This is a genomic window from Bacteroidota bacterium (assembly GCA_016715425.1).
In the GTDB taxonomy this organism is placed as follows: domain Bacteria; phylum Bacteroidota; class Bacteroidia; order Chitinophagales; family BACL12; genus JADKAC01.
The window spans coordinates 55,933-71,632 of sequence record JADKAC010000007.1 but is presented as its reverse complement, the minus strand read 5'-3'; the positions used below and the strand labels follow the sequence as shown (position 1 = coordinate 71,632).

17 protein-coding genes are annotated in these 15,700 nt (G+C 33.5%); 7 read left to right on the top strand and 10 right to left on the bottom strand.

Annotated elements, in window-relative coordinates; translation table 11 throughout:
• Positions 1–280 precede the first annotated feature (280 nt).
• Positions 281–2,149, top strand: a complete 1,869-nt coding sequence (locus IPN31_12535; GenBank protein ID MBK8682699.1) for a hypothetical protein — start codon at positions 281–283, stop codon at positions 2,147–2,149.
• A gap of 48 nt (positions 2,150–2,197) precedes the next feature.
• Here IPN31_12535 and IPN31_12530 read toward each other — a convergent pair whose 3' ends face one another.
• The 6 genes from IPN31_12530 to IPN31_12505 form a co-directional block, all read right to left on the bottom strand.
• Positions 2,198–2,581, bottom strand: coding sequence for a VOC family protein (locus IPN31_12530; GenBank protein ID MBK8682698.1), 384 nt, complete (start codon positions 2,579–2,581; stop codon positions 2,198–2,200).
• A 328-nt stretch (positions 2,582–2,909) separates the two neighbouring features.
• Positions 2,910–6,287: a hypothetical protein gene (locus IPN31_12525; GenBank protein ID MBK8682697.1), complete on the bottom strand. Its 3,378-nt coding sequence runs from the start codon at positions 6,285–6,287 to the stop codon at positions 2,910–2,912.
• A gap of 135 nt (positions 6,288–6,422) precedes the next feature.
• Positions 6,423–7,151, bottom strand: coding sequence for an acyl-CoA desaturase (locus tag IPN31_12520; protein MBK8682696.1), 729 nt, complete (start codon positions 7,149–7,151; stop codon positions 6,423–6,425).
• A gap of 46 nt (positions 7,152–7,197) precedes the next feature.
• On the bottom strand, positions 7,198–7,728 hold the full coding sequence (locus tag IPN31_12515; protein MBK8682695.1) for a DinB family protein: 531 nt from the start codon (positions 7,726–7,728) through the stop codon (positions 7,198–7,200).
• Positions 7,729–7,733: 5 nt separating this feature from the next.
• Positions 7,734–8,669, bottom strand: a complete 936-nt coding sequence (locus IPN31_12510; protein MBK8682694.1) for a metallophosphoesterase — start codon at positions 8,667–8,669, stop codon at positions 7,734–7,736.
• A gap of 363 nt (positions 8,670–9,032) precedes the next feature.
• On the bottom strand, positions 9,033–9,230 hold the full coding sequence (locus IPN31_12505) for a hypothetical protein (GenBank protein MBK8682693.1): 198 nt from the start codon (positions 9,228–9,230) through the stop codon (positions 9,033–9,035).
• 42 nt (positions 9,231–9,272) lie between these two features.
• On the opposite strand from IPN31_12505, the gene IPN31_12500 reads away from it, so the two are divergent.
• Positions 9,273–10,325: a CoA transferase gene (locus tag IPN31_12500; protein MBK8682692.1), complete on the top strand. Its 1,053-nt coding sequence runs from the start codon at positions 9,273–9,275 to the stop codon at positions 10,323–10,325.
• Here IPN31_12500 and IPN31_12495 read toward each other — a convergent pair.
• Positions 10,322–10,582 carry a YbaB/EbfC family nucleoid-associated protein gene (locus IPN31_12495; GenBank protein MBK8682691.1) on the bottom strand — a complete coding sequence of 87 codons (261 nt, stop codon included), beginning with the start codon at positions 10,580–10,582 and terminating at the stop codon, positions 10,322–10,324. The two genes, IPN31_12500 and IPN31_12495, sit on opposite strands and share 4 nt — an antisense overlap.
• A gap of 98 nt (positions 10,583–10,680) precedes the next feature.
• On the opposite strand from IPN31_12495, the gene IPN31_12490 reads away from it, so the two are divergent.
• From IPN31_12490 to IPN31_12470, 5 genes are all read left to right on the top strand, one after another.
• Positions 10,681–10,929: a hypothetical protein gene (locus tag IPN31_12490; protein MBK8682690.1), complete on the top strand. Its 249-nt coding sequence runs from the start codon at positions 10,681–10,683 to the stop codon at positions 10,927–10,929.
• A 12-nt stretch (positions 10,930–10,941) separates the two neighbouring features.
• Positions 10,942–11,379 (top strand): SET domain-containing protein-lysine N-methyltransferase, encoded by a 438-nt coding sequence (locus tag IPN31_12485; protein ID MBK8682689.1) that lies wholly within the window; start codon positions 10,942–10,944, stop codon positions 11,377–11,379.
• 59 nt (positions 11,380–11,438) lie between these two features.
• The gene (locus tag IPN31_12480; GenBank protein MBK8682688.1) at positions 11,439–11,912 is read left to right on the top strand and encodes a hypothetical protein; all 474 of its coding nucleotides are present in this window, start codon (positions 11,439–11,441) and stop codon (positions 11,910–11,912) included.
• Between the two features lie 80 nt (positions 11,913–11,992).
• Positions 11,993–12,517, top strand: a complete 525-nt coding sequence (locus IPN31_12475; protein ID MBK8682687.1) for a DUF4252 domain-containing protein — start codon at positions 11,993–11,995, stop codon at positions 12,515–12,517.
• A 24-nt stretch (positions 12,518–12,541) separates the two neighbouring features.
• Positions 12,542–13,039: a DUF4252 domain-containing protein gene (locus IPN31_12470; GenBank protein ID MBK8682686.1), complete on the top strand. Its 498-nt coding sequence runs from the start codon at positions 12,542–12,544 to the stop codon at positions 13,037–13,039.
• Positions 13,040–13,101: 62 nt separating this feature from the next.
• Here the strand turns inward: IPN31_12470 and corA are convergent, their stop codons facing one another.
• The 3 genes from corA to IPN31_12455 are packed head-to-tail and all read right to left on the bottom strand — an operon-like array spanning position 13,102 to position 15,698.
• On the bottom strand, positions 13,102–14,193 hold the full coding sequence (gene corA, locus IPN31_12465) for a magnesium/cobalt transporter CorA (protein ID MBK8682685.1): 1,092 nt from the start codon (positions 14,191–14,193) through the stop codon (positions 13,102–13,104).
• On the bottom strand, positions 14,183–14,929 hold the full coding sequence (locus IPN31_12460; protein MBK8682684.1) for a polyprenol monophosphomannose synthase: 747 nt from the start codon (positions 14,927–14,929) through the stop codon (positions 14,183–14,185). Before IPN31_12460 ends, corA begins: the two co-directional genes overlap by 11 nt.
• Complete coding sequence (locus tag IPN31_12455; protein ID MBK8682683.1) at positions 14,925–15,698, bottom strand: 3'-5' exonuclease; 774 nt, start codon at positions 15,696–15,698, stop codon at positions 14,925–14,927. The genes IPN31_12460 and IPN31_12455 overlap by 5 nt, the downstream gene beginning before the upstream one ends.
• Positions 15,699–15,700 lie beyond the last annotated feature (2 nt).

Genomic DNA, 15,700 nt, shown 5'->3' with positions numbered 1-15,700 from the left:
ATGGCTGTTGGTTATTAGCTATTAGCTATTGGCTATTAGCTATTGGCAGTTGGCGAAAAAAAACTTTGACTATTGACATGGAACATTGACAAAAAACTTTGACCATTGACAAAAACAATTGACATAGAACATAGACCATTGACAAAAAAACATTGACTAAAAAAACTCATCACATTTTTTTACAGTTTCATTCCAGCCGGACATATTCGCAGTCAGAACCCTGCTGAAACACAAATTGAGAAATGTATATTTGTTATCAATTCCCCAAGATTTAATACAGATGAAAAATGGATTTTTTTTTATTAGCTTTTGTTTAACTATTTTTTTTAATGAAGTAGCTGCTCAGGTTGCGGGAGACCTTGATACATCCTTTGATTTTAATGGGACTCTATTTTTGGACACCTCCGAAAATCACAATGGAGCTTCATCCTTAGTTGTTCAGCCTGATGGGAAAATTGTAGTTGGGGGATACAGTATTGCTGATGTTTTTTCTGACTTCGCTTTGGTGAGGTTCAATAATAATGGGTCTTTAGACACAACATTTGGTGATATGGGCATAGCAGTCGCTTCCATAGGATTATTTAGCGATTACTGTTCTAACCTGGTCTTACAAACCGACGGGAAAATTATTGCAATTGGATATAGTTACGTTAATAGTTTGGGTTCAGAAGCTATTTGCGCACTTGCACGATATCTTCCGGATGGCACGTTGGATCCGGATTTCGGGAGTGATGGTATAGTAACTACAGATATAGGAACAAATGAACAAATACTCCTTTCAGGCGCAATTCAAACTGATGGAAAAATTGCAGTGGCCGGATATTCCGGTGATTTGGGAAATCATGCCTTTGCTGTTTTACGTTTTTTGGAGAACGGTGTACTTGATTCTGATTTTAATGAAGATGGAATTCTAACTTTTGGATTAGGAACTGGAACAGCTTCCGCTAGCTCTATATTAATTCAAGCTGATAATAATATTTTAGTGGGCGGCACTGCTTTTAATGGTATAGATAATGATTTTGTATTATTCAGGCTGGATACTGTTGGAACTTTTGATCTGGATTTTGGTATTGACGGAATCGTTGTCTCCGATTTTTTTGAGGAATGGAATACGAATAATGCTATTGCACTGCAAACGGATGGTAAAATTGTAGCAGTAGGTTATACAGGAGAATTTCCTGAATTTGATTTTGTTGTTGCTAGATATTTTGGTGATGGAAAAATTGATAGTAGTTTTAATTTCACTGGTATAAGAAAAACGGATCTGGGGTCAGAAAACGATATTGCAGAATCAGTGATCATTCAACCTGATGGCAAAATTATAGCTGCAGGTTCCTTTTTACCTGGTGGTTATCAATATGCCTTAATAAGATATACTACTGAAGGTCTTTTAGATAATTCATTCAATGATGATGGCATTGTAACAACCAATATTCCAGGTGTTTTAAGTGAACAACTTAATATGGCAGCCTGGCAAACCGATGGCAAAATTATTTGCGCCGGCGGTGGCATAGCAAGTGGGGAGTCGTGTTTAACAATGGCCAGATATATTGGCAGACTTCAGGAATCCTGCGATTCAATTGATGGACAACCTATAGATATTGATACAATTGCAGAGAGCGATATATACTTTTATATTTCTGGTGTGAGTGATAGTACTGAATTTCAATGGCAAACAAATCTTGGCTTTGGATGGATCAATTTATTTGATGCAGGGCAATATTCCGGCGTAAACAATGATACACTTTATGTGATGGATATTAGTGATGGGAATGACAATCAATTTTTCAGATGTTTAACAAATAATTTGGATTGCAAGGATACTTCCGAGTATGCGATTTTAACTGTAGAACATCCAATTGGAATTGGAGACAATATTGCGAACGAAAATTTTTTACTATATCCAAATCCGGTTATTGAATTTGTCCAACTCGAATATTCCTTGATGCAAGAAGAAATCCTTTCGATTTATCTATACGATATTTATGGCAAATTTATTGAAACATTTATCGAAAACTATACTCAGGCAGCAGGAGTTTACAAACAAAAAATAACCTTACCTACTCAGCTATCCAATGGAAGTTATGGTATTTTAATTATTACACAAAAAGGGAAATTGATTATTCCGTTTCTTTACCTAAAACAATAAATATTAATTTTATTACAAAAAAATATTTTAACCCCATTTTTCCAAATACTACTCTTGCGAGTGCAATCCAATAATATTTCCTTCGCTATCTTCAAAAAATGCCATATAACCATTGTTTTCTCCAATAAGTGTTTTCGGCATAGTTACTTTTCCTCCGGCAGTTTCCACACGATTTAATGCGGCATTTAAATCAGGATTACCATTCAAATAAATTTTTACACCATCACTACTTGCCGTATGCATCTCACTTAATGCGATGCAGCCATTCGCTTTACCACTTTCTGGATTTGCCGGAAAAAATGCCATCTTAGTTTCTGCCATTTCCATTTCCTGCATGGTGATGTCAAACATTGTTTCATAAAATTTTTTGGCTCTGCTGAAATCTGTTACAGATATTTCGAACCAGTTGAGAGAGTTTGCGTTTGGATCCATTTTTTTTTATTTAAAAGTAATTAAAAACAATTGACAATGGACAGTTGACAATTGACAATCAAAAAAAATCATCACTCATTACTGATTATTTATTTCATTTTTTTGAGGTCTGAATTACAGATAATAAGATTACTCGGATTCAAAAGCCATCACCATTTCCAAGCGCTTTTTTCCCGATTCACCGATTCCACATTTCCCCCAACAACTTAAATATTTCTGCTTTAGCCTTCGCCATCGCCAATTGCCAATGTTTTTTTTCGATTACACGATTACACGATTCGACAATTTAACATTTTCATGTTACTCACTACTCACTACTCACTACTCACTAAAAAATCGCCCTCAACTGAAATCTCGCTACATGTACAATTGCGGCAGTTCCTGTTTTACGGCCTTCATAAGAAATAGTCAGTTGTAATATTTGCGAAAGTCTACGGTCGAAATTCAGGTTCCATAAAATATTATTTCCATTGCGCAAACCTGCAAGCATTGCATAACCCACCGGTGAATCTTCCTCACCCACAAAAGCATTTTTCACAAAAGAAAAGCGTGAAGTAATTGTACTTTTCGTAACTACATTATAGCGAATGTCTGCAGTTATTTCATTGCCTTTTAATGTTTCATTTCCTTCTATGTTTTCACTTGAATTAAATTTATAATACACTGTAATTCTGTATTTGCTTCCGCTGATAAAATTTAATCTTGGTTCGATTGTATAAAAGGGAATATTATAACTTCTTCCAACGAATGCTTCGGATATATAATCAGAATTGCCGTTGGTGAAAGTGAGATTAAACAATAATGGTTTTAGAATTTTATATCGCATTACTATCCGGTTTTCAATTCTGTCTCTGCTTTCTGGTCCGTTGGTCAACACATATTTTGTAAAATTTTGCTGATAGGTATAATCAATTCCAAATACAGATGAAGCACGATTAAAATACAACGTGTTTTGCCAAAAACTATTAGAACTCACCAATAAAGAATCGGGCACATTTGCAAATGGATTATAGCCATTTAAATCGCCATTGTCCAGTACTTTTTTTCCTAACTGTAAAGAAGAAACAACTGAAAATCTCCCGATAAATTCTTTGTACCCTTTCGAATCAAACCACACAATTTTCGGGTTGATTCCAATTGAATAATTAAACTGTGAAATATTAGATTGAATATATCCTTCAGTGGGAATTGATACTTGAATATAATTTGCCTGATCAGAAAATGCAGCTACTTCAAATTCATTTAATTCCGGTACTCCATTGTTGTTGTAATCAATCCATGTGTAACTTCCCTGACCGGGTTCTACTTCCACATAGGTGAATTCTAACAGGGGTTCCTGACCGGTTCCTAATTCATAAAAAATATCAGACGTAACCAAGCCTCTGTTAATTATTAAACTATGTTGCGCACGACCTAATATGGAAGATTCAGGTTCTAAATCTGAGAGTGCTGTATCAGAAATTTCAAGTGTGCGATAAGTTGCTTGATAAGTAAAACGACTGTTGGGATTTTTATTAAATCCACCAATTAAATTATAAGTAACACCATTATTTGCATTTACAAAATCACCGGCATAAGGTAATTTATCATTGCGCATAACTACGGATGCATTAAACGTATTTGCAACAGTATCAGAAGATTTTAAAAAATAAGTAAACTGATCGTAATAAAAACTGGAAGTAGTAAGTGAATCATTGAGTGCTTTAAAACGATTGTGTTCACCTTCATAATATACACCTGTATTTAATCCTTTTGCATTTACAAAAATGCGGGTAAGTTCTAATTTTGGGCGAAAGAAATTTGTAGAAATTGTATCGGCATTGGAAGTTAAATAGCTGCCATTTGCAAACAATAACCATTTAGGATAAATGAATTGTACAGAACCTGCTTGTTTAAATCCATTATAAATTTCTTCTTGTACAAAAGCAGTTGAATTTACATTTAATAAAACCCTATTATTTAATTGCAAAGCAAAATCAGCAACAGCATAATGCTCATTTGCTTTTTCTGAATTAATAATATTCCAATCACGATTAAATTCTACAGGGCGATATCTTTCAATTACATTAAATTCTTTTTCCTTCATTTCATACGACAGTTTTGTTTGCAATTTTGAATCTGCATTTAAATCATAAGTATTTGCATAATTAGTTTGAATTGCAATACCATCATTGTCAGCATTATCAATTTTGCTAAATGTATTTACATTTTTATTTGAATACGCAATTTCAGCACCGATAGAATTATTTGCATTTAAATCATATTGAAAACCGGAACTAATCATTTGTGTTTTTTTGGGAGTAACAAGTAGTATCACAGGTTCAAAAGATCCTTGCGGAACACCATCAATTGGCGCTACCCATTTATAAGTACGACCATTACCTAAAGTAGCTGCAACAATATAATTTCCATTGTTAATTCCGAGATCAGTAAAAGAAAGTACATATTGTGCAGAATCAGGATTTGTTGAATACACAAATACAGAATCAAAACCTAAAGAATCAATTAATTTATACATGATACGGGTTGCATCAAATGTGGTCATATCAATTCCGGTTACAAATGCATCTTGAATTGAGTCGCCCACATTTTCCATTACATTGCGTTGTGTGCTGTCGAGTGATTGATTTAAAGGTTGGTTTTTTGAATCTTGTTCTGAGTAAATATTAAAATGTAATTTGAGTTTATTATTATTTGAAGTATAAGTATTTGAATTTGTAATCAGCGATCGGAAATAATATTGATCGGAATATTCAAATTCTATAGTTACACGAATATCTTTAGTAACCATTTGATTTGGAGTAAACGTAATTTCTCCGGAATTATAATCAATTACGTAATCATTTTCAGCACCACGAATTAGCAATATACCATCTGCATACACACGCTCTGTTCCTGCAAGAATTATAATATAAGTTTCACCATTGGCACCTGTTAATTTATAAGGCCCTTGATTTCCTTCAATTACATTTAATTGTTGACGCACATATAATCCTCTTGCAGCAGTGAAACTAATTCCTGTTTTTAAAGAACCCCCACCGGGATGAAAACCACCCTGATAATATAAACCCTGCGATTTTTTATAGTAGTTCATAAAATATCCTTCGGGTTTATACAATTCGAAATCACCGATAGTAAGTGCTTGTTCATCTTTAGAAACATTGATAAATACTTTATCAAATTCTTGCAATTGTTGTGTGTTACCTTCCGGTTGAATAGGAATATTATTATCAGAAATAGAAGCAGAAACCATGACATCATTTTGCAACTTACCACTCATTTGTAAATTGAAACTGGAATTAACAACCACATCCTGATTATTGCCAAAAGAAATACCTCTTGTTAAACTTCCATTATAATCCAAACCATCTAATTCGAGATAGGGATTTACACTTTCTGATTCATAAATTAATGGAGTAAGATTAAGTTCTGCTGAATCTAATTTGGCCGGATCTTTATGAAAATATTTTTGAGTGAATAAAAATGGAAATACTTTGTAGGTAATTAAAATTGAATCTGGAATGATTGCATATTTCAATATCAGTATTGAAGAAAAATAATCTAACTCATATGTAGAAGCGGTATTTGAAACTACTTCACCGTTTAAAAATTGAATAATGCGTTCGCTGTTTTGTAAAATGCTCAATGTATCAATTACAATAGAATCATTTACTGGATACAACATTTTACTCCGTTCATTACTCATCTGGGAAAAGCCAGATGCGGTGATGAAGCAAAGCACAATTATTAGTATGCCATTGCGAAAATTGATACGAAGTATTTAGAGCGAATTTAACTGTACTCCGTTAAACGCAATCAATAAGATGTTCTTGTATTGCCGTCAGGCACGATTCATTTGGATAACACCCAGCTTTGCCAGTATTACAATTACAGGGTAAGTAGGATCAAATTCAAACCATCTCACACCGAAGTTTGCTCTTCCCATGTGTTTGTGATGATTGTTGTGATATCCTTCGCCCATCATGATAAGATCCAATGGCAGAATATTTTTTGATGTATCCTCAATGCTGAAATTTCTATAGCCATATTTATGCGCAAAATAATTAATGATAGCTCCATGTAAAGGCCCCATTACAAAAATGAAAGGAAGCAATAACCACATCCACCATGCAGTAGCAAAGAAGTAAAAGAAAACGATATATACAATTCCCCAAGTGATACGAGTTAAAATATTTGAGGCAAACAAATCAAAGCTGCGCCATTGTGGTAAATTTTTTAAATATTTTTCTTCTACCGGAAATTTGCCATTGAATATTTCCTGATATATAACTCTTGTCTTTAGCATTAATGGAAATAATCCTTTTGTATAACTTGGTGAATGCGGATCATTCTCAGTGTCTGTATGGGCATGATGGAGCCTGTGCAAAACACCATAGGCATATGGCGACAGGTAGGAAGAACCTTGAGTGATAAAAGTGAATATGTAAAAGAATTTCTCCCAGCCTTTACTCATTTTAAACATGCTATGCGCCGCATAACGATGTTGGAAAAAAGTTTGACAAAATAGGGAAAAATACCAGAGGACAATGAAGAAAATAATAACGGTCATGATAATAAAAACGATTTAATTTATTGGGTGCAAATATAAAAAAATCTTATCGCTTTTTCTCAGATAAATAATGTTGAATTTGTTGTTCGTGATGATATAAATGCGCAGAAAAGAATGTAATCATTTGAGATGCATTAATTAATCCCACTCTGGGATGACGAAAAATATTTTTATTTACAAGATTATTCGGTAATTCATCCAATAACTGTTTTAAATCGGATTGCATTGTGTTCCATTCTTTAGTTACAGTTTCTATTGTGGTTAATTGAATTGGTTCGGGCAATCCTTTGGGTGCTTTAAATTTTTTGGTAGTACGCAATTGACTGTTAAGTAAATATGACCTTACCCAGCCGGCAATGGGATTGTATTCAAATATATCGCCTTGTAATTTTTTCTTCAGATAATTTATACTTGAAATGAATGAAAAATTTAAATGCTGTAATGTTTGCACCACACTCCATTTATTTTCCTGCATCGGCTGATAAATTATTTCTGCCGGAAGTACATTTACTGTTTGCAATAATTTATCATAATCTGCAATCAGTTTACTGTAATGGTTTTGAATGGATTTATGCATTGGTATTACACTTCTTTCGCATCTAATGTAAACAAAGTTATTTCGGGTAATATACCAACACGACCAGGATAACCGATTACGCCAAATCCACGGTTTACATATAGGTAGCTGCCGTTATTTTCATATAAGCCTGCCCATTGTTTATAAAAATATTTTACGGGACTCCATTTAAAATTAAATATCTCCATACCGAATTCCATTCCATGTGTATGTCCGGCAAACATGACATCAATTTTTGCAGGATGATTTAATACTTCTGCTTCCCAATGCGAAGGGTCATGCGATAATAACAAGACAGTAAAAGTTTCGTGAATACCATTTAATGCTTGGTGTAATTTCCCATGTTTTGGAAACCTGCTGCTTGCACTCCAATTCTCAACACCTGCCACAATTATTTTCTCACCGTCCTTTTCTATTTGCACATGTTCATTTAATAATAATCGCCAACCCATTTGATTGTGTAATGCTTTCAGATGATTCAGATTTTGAACTTTAGCCTCAGGACTTTCCCATTGCATATAATCACCATAATCATGATTTCCTAAAACAGAAAAAACACCTTGTTTAGAGTGTATTCCTCTAAAAATTTCTACAAGTGGCAAAGCTTCAGTGGCAATATTATTTACAAGATCGCCGGTAAATAATACAAGATCCGGATCTAAAGCATTAATGGTGTTTACAGCTTTTTGTATTGCACTTTTATCAGATAAACTTCCGGAATGAATATCAGAAATTTGCACCACTTTTAATCCCAGAAATGCTTTGGGTAATTGCAACATCTTCAACGATACTTTGCGCACTTTATAATTATATACATTGAATACAGAACCGTAAACAAAAGCAAATAGCAGAAGAAAAGTAAAGCCTATTGCAAGCCAACTCCAAACGAAAGAACGCTCAATTCCCAAATAAAAGCTTTCATTATTAAATACATGAATCACAATTGGTTAATACCGATTTTCAGCAGTCGAATAATATCTTCCGCCAACATGAAAATGCTGATGAGAATTTTTGGAAATAATAGTAAAAAAATTAATGAAGCACTGAGTTGTTGAGGAATGTTTAGTCTTGACCTTAAATTATTATTCAAAAAAATAAATAACGCTAAAAGCAATATGCCTGTTAGTCCGAAATAACTTATGGGTAACAATATACTATTGCCGAAAATAGAAAGAAATGCCTGGTAAGCATATATGTCAATTCCAAGAATAAATACAAGAAGGAATGCGAAACGCTTTAGCATAAAAGGATAATGGGTTTAATGGATAAATTGACGATTTCAACAAAAAGATATTGTGCACTATTTATATTTTCCCAAAACCTGATTTACCGGAAAGCACAGAGTACAGATAAATAATTGCCAACACAGAACCAACAACAAGAAGATATCCCGTTTGTTTATCACCTTCCCTAAAAGCTAAGACGCAACCTGTTATAGAAGCAATAGTTAGAAAAGTACCGATTACAATACGTATCCATCTCGAAATATTATTTACATTCATTTTGCTAAAGTAGATATTGCTGATTAGATAAATTTACACCGTATGATTAACAAATTAAAAGTGATTGAGTTTGCAGGGATATTAGCAGGACCTGCGGTGGGAATGTTCTTCGCCGAAATGGGAGCGAAGGTTATTAAAATTGAAAATCCAAAAACTGGTGGTGATGCTGCAAGATTTTGGAAACTGCCCGAAGAAATTAATTCAGAAAAAACATCTGCCTATTTTAATAGTGTCAACTGGAATAAGGAACATGTATTTCTTGATTTGGAAAATTTGGATGATTATAAAGGAATGTTGGAATTAGTAAAAGATGCAGATATAATAATTTGTAATTGGAAGAAAGGTGATGCTGAAAAACTAAATGTAGATTATGAAACACTAAAAACAATAAATCCAAAAATTATTTATGGGCAAATATTTGGATTTGATGCAAACTCAGACAGAGTTGCTTTTGATATGGTGATGCAGGCAGAAACTGGATGGCTCAGCATGAATGGAATAGATAAAAATACATTGTGTAAAATTCCGGTAGCAATAATTGATTTGTTTGCAGCACATCAATTGAAAGAAGGAATTTTAATAGCCTTGTTAAACAGACAAAATTCAAATTCAGGAATGCAGGTTACTGTTTCACTCTGGGATGCGGCTATTGCATCTTTGGCTAATCAATCTTCTAACTGGTTAAATGCAGAACATTTGCCACAACCCATGGGTTTGTTGCATCCAAACATTGCCCCTTATGGAGAAGTAGTTACTACAAAAGATGAAATCCAATTTGTACTTGCAGTTGGCACAGATAAACAGTTTAAAAATTTGTGTGAACTATTAAACTTAAATCAACTTGCAAAAGAGTTATCATATAAAACCAATGTGCAGAGAGTTGTACATCGAAAAGAATTATTACCCTTATTGCAAGAAAAAATATCAGCGATTTCAAGTAAAAATTTTATGCAATCATGTGAAGAAAATAAAATTCCCGTTGGTGTAATTCGTAATGTTCAACAATTATTCGAGGTACCCGAAGCCCAAGCCTTAATATTAGAAGATGCAGAAGGCAGACGGGTAAAGTCAGCCATTTTTAAGATAGCACCTTAAAGCCCAAGATCTGGAAGTCCGCCACTCATTGCTAAGCTTCTTGCTTCAGCTTCCGATACTTTTTGCGCCTGATCCATTGCCCTGTTGATAGCAGTTAATATCAAATCTTCAATATAATCTTTATCGCCACCTTGTATTAAATCACTGCTGATGTCAATATTTTTTATCGTTTTATTTGCAGTTGCCGTAACAGTTACTTTATACTTGCCATCGCCCGCAATACCATCCACAGAAATAGAATCCAACTTGCTTTTCATCTCTTCCATTTTTTTCTTGAGCTCCATGGCTTTACTTAAATCAAACATATAATTAGAATTTAGTGCAAAGATATTTATCTTTGACCCACCATACAATTATGAAAAAAAGAGAATTAAAAAAACGAGTGAATCACAGTATTTCTGCTGCAATAGATTATGTACTATTAACTGCTGATTCAAAAAAAGTGGAAGCTAAAACTGAAAAGTTACTTGCTATCTATGAAGAAATGATTAAAGACATCAATGATTCTAAATTATTAAAGAAAGAAAAATCAATGAAGGCTCACTTTAATAATTTGAAGACTGATTTTAATAAAAAAATCAATAAGGTTTTTGAAAGCCTGTAAGCAGCAATCGCAATGGAAAAATATAGAAGCATTACTCCGCAGTCACCCGGACATTTATTGATTTCACGCACCGCCGACAGAGGGAGAGGTGTGTTCACTACAAAGAAAATATTGAAAGGAGAAACTATCGAGGTTTGTCCTATGATTGTTTTTAGTGCTAAAGACAGATTAAGTGTGAATGACACTTTTTTATATGAGTATTATTTTGAGTGGGGAAATAATGGAAAAAAAGGTGCACTTGCAATGGGATATGGTTCTTTATACAATCATGATTATACACCCAATGCGAAATATGTTCCTGACTTTGATTTCAATGTATTAGAATTTGTAAGCCTGCGTGATATTGAAGCAGGTGAAGAGATTACTGTAAACTACAATCTGGATCCGGATGATAAATCTCCTGTTTGGTGGGAACAACAATCCATTAAAAAGAAAAAGCAACATCCTTAATTAAGTCAGGTGTTTGTGTTTTAAAATCAACTTTACAACTTTTGTAATTTTGAACCGATATGACAGATTACATCGGCACAGGTATTTCAAATTTTAAAGAGCTCATCCAATTTCTGGATACCAGAGCCAAGTCAAAAGATTTAGTGCAGAATAATTTACTGCGTGAAATGCGTGATAATCTTTTGCTGTTAGAACATCGCAATAATGAAGGTGTAGATAAAAAGGAATTGACAAATGTTTTAGAAGCAAAAGCTATTGACGCTGCTTTTGAAAAAAATTTCCATTTTAATCAGCTTGTAAATAATAAAAAATTAAGTACGGAACATCTGTTAGATCCACAGCAAACAAAATATTTAGGTTGGGATGCAAAGCGATTTATTTACAGCATTGAAGGCAAGATTAAAGAATTAAAAAAATTATTTGCAATTTATCCTGACATGACTAACGCACCGGTGAATATTACACAGCGTTACAATAATTTATTTAATCAGTTACTTCAGTTCAGTGCCTTTATTTACGGCATTCGCAAATAAAAAATATTTTCTTCTGTAACTTTTTCATCGGCTATGCGCCATAAGTGTGTAAATCATTTTAAACACTTAAAAAATAAATTATGAAAAAGATTACTTTAATCCTTATGGCTTTTGCCGCTTCCACAATTGCGTTTGCACAAAATAGACAAGTGGATGAGTTCTTCAAAAAATATGAAGGCAAGGAAGGTTATACCAGCGTTATGATCTCAGAAAAATTATTTGAACTTGTAGCAAGTGCTGCACCTGAATCAGAAGCCGAAATAACAGATATGATTGGCGAACTTCAAGGAATCAGAGTTTTGGTGTATGATCAGGAAGATGCATACACAAAATCTGCAGAGTTATATAAAGAAGCTTCTTCAGCAATTTCGTTAGATGCTTTTGATGAGTTATTAACTGTGTATGATGAAGGAGATAAAGTGCGCTTGTTGGTTAGGCAAGATCCGGCAAATAAAGAAGTGATAAATGAATTGCTGATTTTAGTTTCGGGTGATGAATTTGTTTTGGTAGATATATTCGGACAAATTGATTTAAGTAAAATATCAAAGCTTGCCGACAGCATGGATATTGAAGGCTTGGATGAATTAAAAAATTTAGATAAATAATTTAACTGATTTAATCTGTAAGCAATGAAAAAATTACTAGCTATTATTATTTTGTGTTTAATATTTAATGCAAATAATCTACATGCGAACATTACGGAGAAAGAAGGAACAAAATTAAATCTGTGGATACCTGGTTTACTTATCAAAGTTTTTTCAGGAATATCAGATGATTATATCAGTGACAGTGAAATAGAGGGGCAGGCTGCGATGGAATTTGCATCAAAAATCGGAAATCTAAATCTCTGTGTAAGAGAAGGTGACTATTATAATATTTCCGATGCAAAAATCAATAGAAAATTAGCTCGGATGGAGAAGAAAGAATATGAAGAATTATTGCGAGTGATAGATGATGGGACATTAGTGAATGTGAGTATTAAACAAAAGAAAAACGGCAATATTAAAAGAGTAATTGTTTTAGTGGATGAAACTGATGAAACATTTGTGTATGCTAAAATAAATTGTAATGTGGCAATAGATGATGTTCAGCAATTAATTCAAAATATAGATATAGCGGACTTATAAAAACATACATACACCGAAGTATGGAATTAGGGTGCTGCAATCATTGGTTGCAGCGCTTTTATTTATAGCCAACGCTTGTAGCGATAATAAATTAGTTGCGCAATTACTACCACTGCCATAATTGATAATAAAATGAAGTAGCCGTTTCTGGTTTCCAGTTCAGGCATATTTGTAAAATTCATTCCATAGATACCAGCTATAAAAGAGAGTGGAATAAAGATGGTAGAAATGATAGTGAGCACCTTTATGGTTTCATTCATCTTTGTACTCTGATTGGAGAGATTGATATTAATCATGTTGGTTAAAGATTCCCGATCAGAATCAATTGTAGCAATCACTTTAATAATATGATCTTGAATATCTCTCAGATATACATATAGTTCTTCAGAGATTATATCATCCTCAATTTTAAGCATACCAGCAATTATTTCTTTTACAGGTGCAGCAGCTTTCCGTATTGCAATCATATTTTTATTTAACCGATGAATATTATGCAATTGATTTACATCGGGCTTGCCTAATATATCATCTTCCAAAGCATAAAAATCATCGTCAAATTTTTCTAATGCCTCACCATAGCTATCAATTAAAGTATCTAAGAGAGCGTAGCATAAATATCCGGTTCCTAATTTTCTAACTCTTGAATTGCCGGATTGTAATCTTTGAATTACCGGGTTAAAAATTTCGCTTTCTCTTTCTTGAAAAGTAAGCAAAATATTTTTTGATAAAATAATACTTATCTGATCTGTTTCAATTACCTGCGATTGCTCAGGCATATTAAATTCATTTAATGCAAGAAATAATATACCTGATTTCTGATGTGCATCTATTTTTGGAAATTGATACACATTTAAAATGTCTTCCATTACCAGACCATGTAAATTGAATTTTTTAGCAATAGCTTCCATCAAAGGAATATCATGCAATCCATCAATATTTACCCACACTAATTTATCATCCGGAATTTGTAATTGTTCTAATTCTTTTTGCTTAATTATTTTTTCTTCATAAGATGTTTCATCAAAAATAAATGCAGTAATTTTTACATGATCCATCTTCTGTGTGCCCGTGTAGATCAACGAGCCTGGAGGCAGGCCTACCTTTTTTTTCTTAGATCTGTTGCGTTGACGTTTAAGGCGAAGATTAGTTTTCACTGTGCTTTCTATAATTATTAAACAAACTATTCCATTTCATTTTTAATACACCGATTACTGCTTCTTTCACAATTCCTTTACTCATTTTCGAAGTTCCTTTTTCACGGTCTTTAAAAGTTATAGGAATTTCTTTGAGTTTAAAGCCACATCGCCATGCAGCAAATTTCATTTCTATTTGAAATGCATATCCGATAAATTGTATTTTATCAAGATCTATATTGTCTAACACAATACGCTTGTAACAAACAAATCCTGCAGTGGTATCATGCACCGGCATACCCGTAATCATTCTTACATAAATAGATGCACCTTTAGAAATAAAGATTCTATTCGATGGCCAATTTTCAACCTTACCTCCCTTCACATAACGAGAGCCAACTACCAGATCTGCATGATGTTGACATGCATGTAACAATCTGGAAAGATCAGCGGGATTGTGAGAAAAATCTGCATCCATTTCCATGATATATTCATAACCATGTTCTAATGCCCATTTGAATCCAAGAATATATGCAGTACCTAATCCTAACTTACCAGCACGTTTTATTAAATGCAATCTGTTTATAAATTCTGATTGTAAATTTTCAACAGTAACTGATGTACCATCCGCAGAATTATCATCAATAATCAGCACATTGAATTGTTCGGGTAATGACATTACCGCACGAATTATTCCAGCTATATTTTCCTGTTCGTTATAGGTGGGTATTATAACTATTGACTTAGTCAAACTAATTGCGTGTTTTGGATTGCTTAAATCTGAGCTTCATCATTTTTAATTTCAGTTTGGTATGCAAAGGGAAATCATTATTTATTATCCAATCAAAATACTGTGGTTCCTTCTGAAAAATTTCTTCAACTAAGCGACCATTATATTTTCCAAAATTAAAATACTCCTTACCATCTTTATAAATCATTCTTCTTCCGGTGTCCACAAAATCGCCATCCTTGCTAAACTCATGTAAAAAAGAAATATCATTTTTCAAATCATCTTTATAGCGATCTATTTGTCCGAGAAGAACTTCGTAAGTTGCTTTTACATCTGCCTCTGCACTATGTGCATTTTCCAATTCTTTATTGCAGAAAAATTTATAAGCAGCTTCAAGAGTGCGTTTTTCCATGAGTGTAAAAATGCGCATCACATCCACATATCTGCGCTCATCATCAAAGCCGATATCCGCTCTTAAAAATTCTTCAATCAATAAAGGGATATCAAACTTATTGGAATTATACCCACCCAAATCTGCATTGCCAATAAAATCACGAATTTCAGTTGCTACCTTTTCAAAACGAGGTGCGTCTTTTAAATCGGCATCCGTTATTCCATGAATTGCAGTAGAGTCAGCGGGTATCGGAATACCCGGATTAATGCGATATGTTTTTACTTCCTGATTTCCGCCAGGAAGTATCTTCAACATACTTATTTCAATAATGCGATCGGTTGCCACATTAATTCCAGTGGTTTCAAGATCTATAAAAACAAAGGGTTTATCTAAGTGGAGCATAG

Coding starts and splice junctions, on each gene's coding strand:
- IPN31_12505 (MBK8682693.1), bottom strand. CDS start 9,230: ATGAATGTAAATAATATTTCGAGATGGATACGTATTGTAATCGGTACT.
- IPN31_12530 (MBK8682698.1), bottom strand. CDS start 2,581: ATGGATCCAAACGCAAACTCTCTCAACTGGTTCGAAATATCTGTAACA.
- IPN31_12525 (MBK8682697.1), bottom strand. CDS start 6,287: ATGAGTAATGAACGGAGTAAAATGTTGTATCCAGTAAATGATTCTATT.
- IPN31_12475 (MBK8682687.1), top strand. CDS start 11,993: ATGAAAAAGATTACTTTAATCCTTATGGCTTTTGCCGCTTCCACAATT.
- IPN31_12485 (MBK8682689.1), top strand. CDS start 10,942: ATGGAAAAATATAGAAGCATTACTCCGCAGTCACCCGGACATTTATTG.
- IPN31_12455 (MBK8682683.1), bottom strand. CDS start 15,698: ATGCTCCACTTAGATAAACCCTTTGTTTTTATAGATCTTGAAACCACT.
- IPN31_12535 (MBK8682699.1), top strand. CDS start 281: ATGAAAAATGGATTTTTTTTTATTAGCTTTTGTTTAACTATTTTTTTT.
- IPN31_12490 (MBK8682690.1), top strand. CDS start 10,681: ATGAAAAAAAGAGAATTAAAAAAACGAGTGAATCACAGTATTTCTGCT.
- IPN31_12500 (MBK8682692.1), top strand. CDS start 9,273: ATGATTAACAAATTAAAAGTGATTGAGTTTGCAGGGATATTAGCAGGA.
- IPN31_12480 (MBK8682688.1), top strand. CDS start 11,439: ATGACAGATTACATCGGCACAGGTATTTCAAATTTTAAAGAGCTCATC.
- IPN31_12495 (MBK8682691.1), bottom strand. CDS start 10,582: ATGAAAAGCAAGTTGGATTCTATTTCTGTGGATGGTATTGCGGGCGAT.
- IPN31_12470 (MBK8682686.1), top strand. CDS start 12,542: ATGAAAAAATTACTAGCTATTATTATTTTGTGTTTAATATTTAATGCA.
- IPN31_12515 (MBK8682695.1), bottom strand. CDS start 7,728: ATGCATAAATCCATTCAAAACCATTACAGTAAACTGATTGCAGATTAT.
- IPN31_12520 (MBK8682696.1), bottom strand. CDS start 7,151: ATGACCGTTATTATTTTCTTCATTGTCCTCTGGTATTTTTCCCTATTT.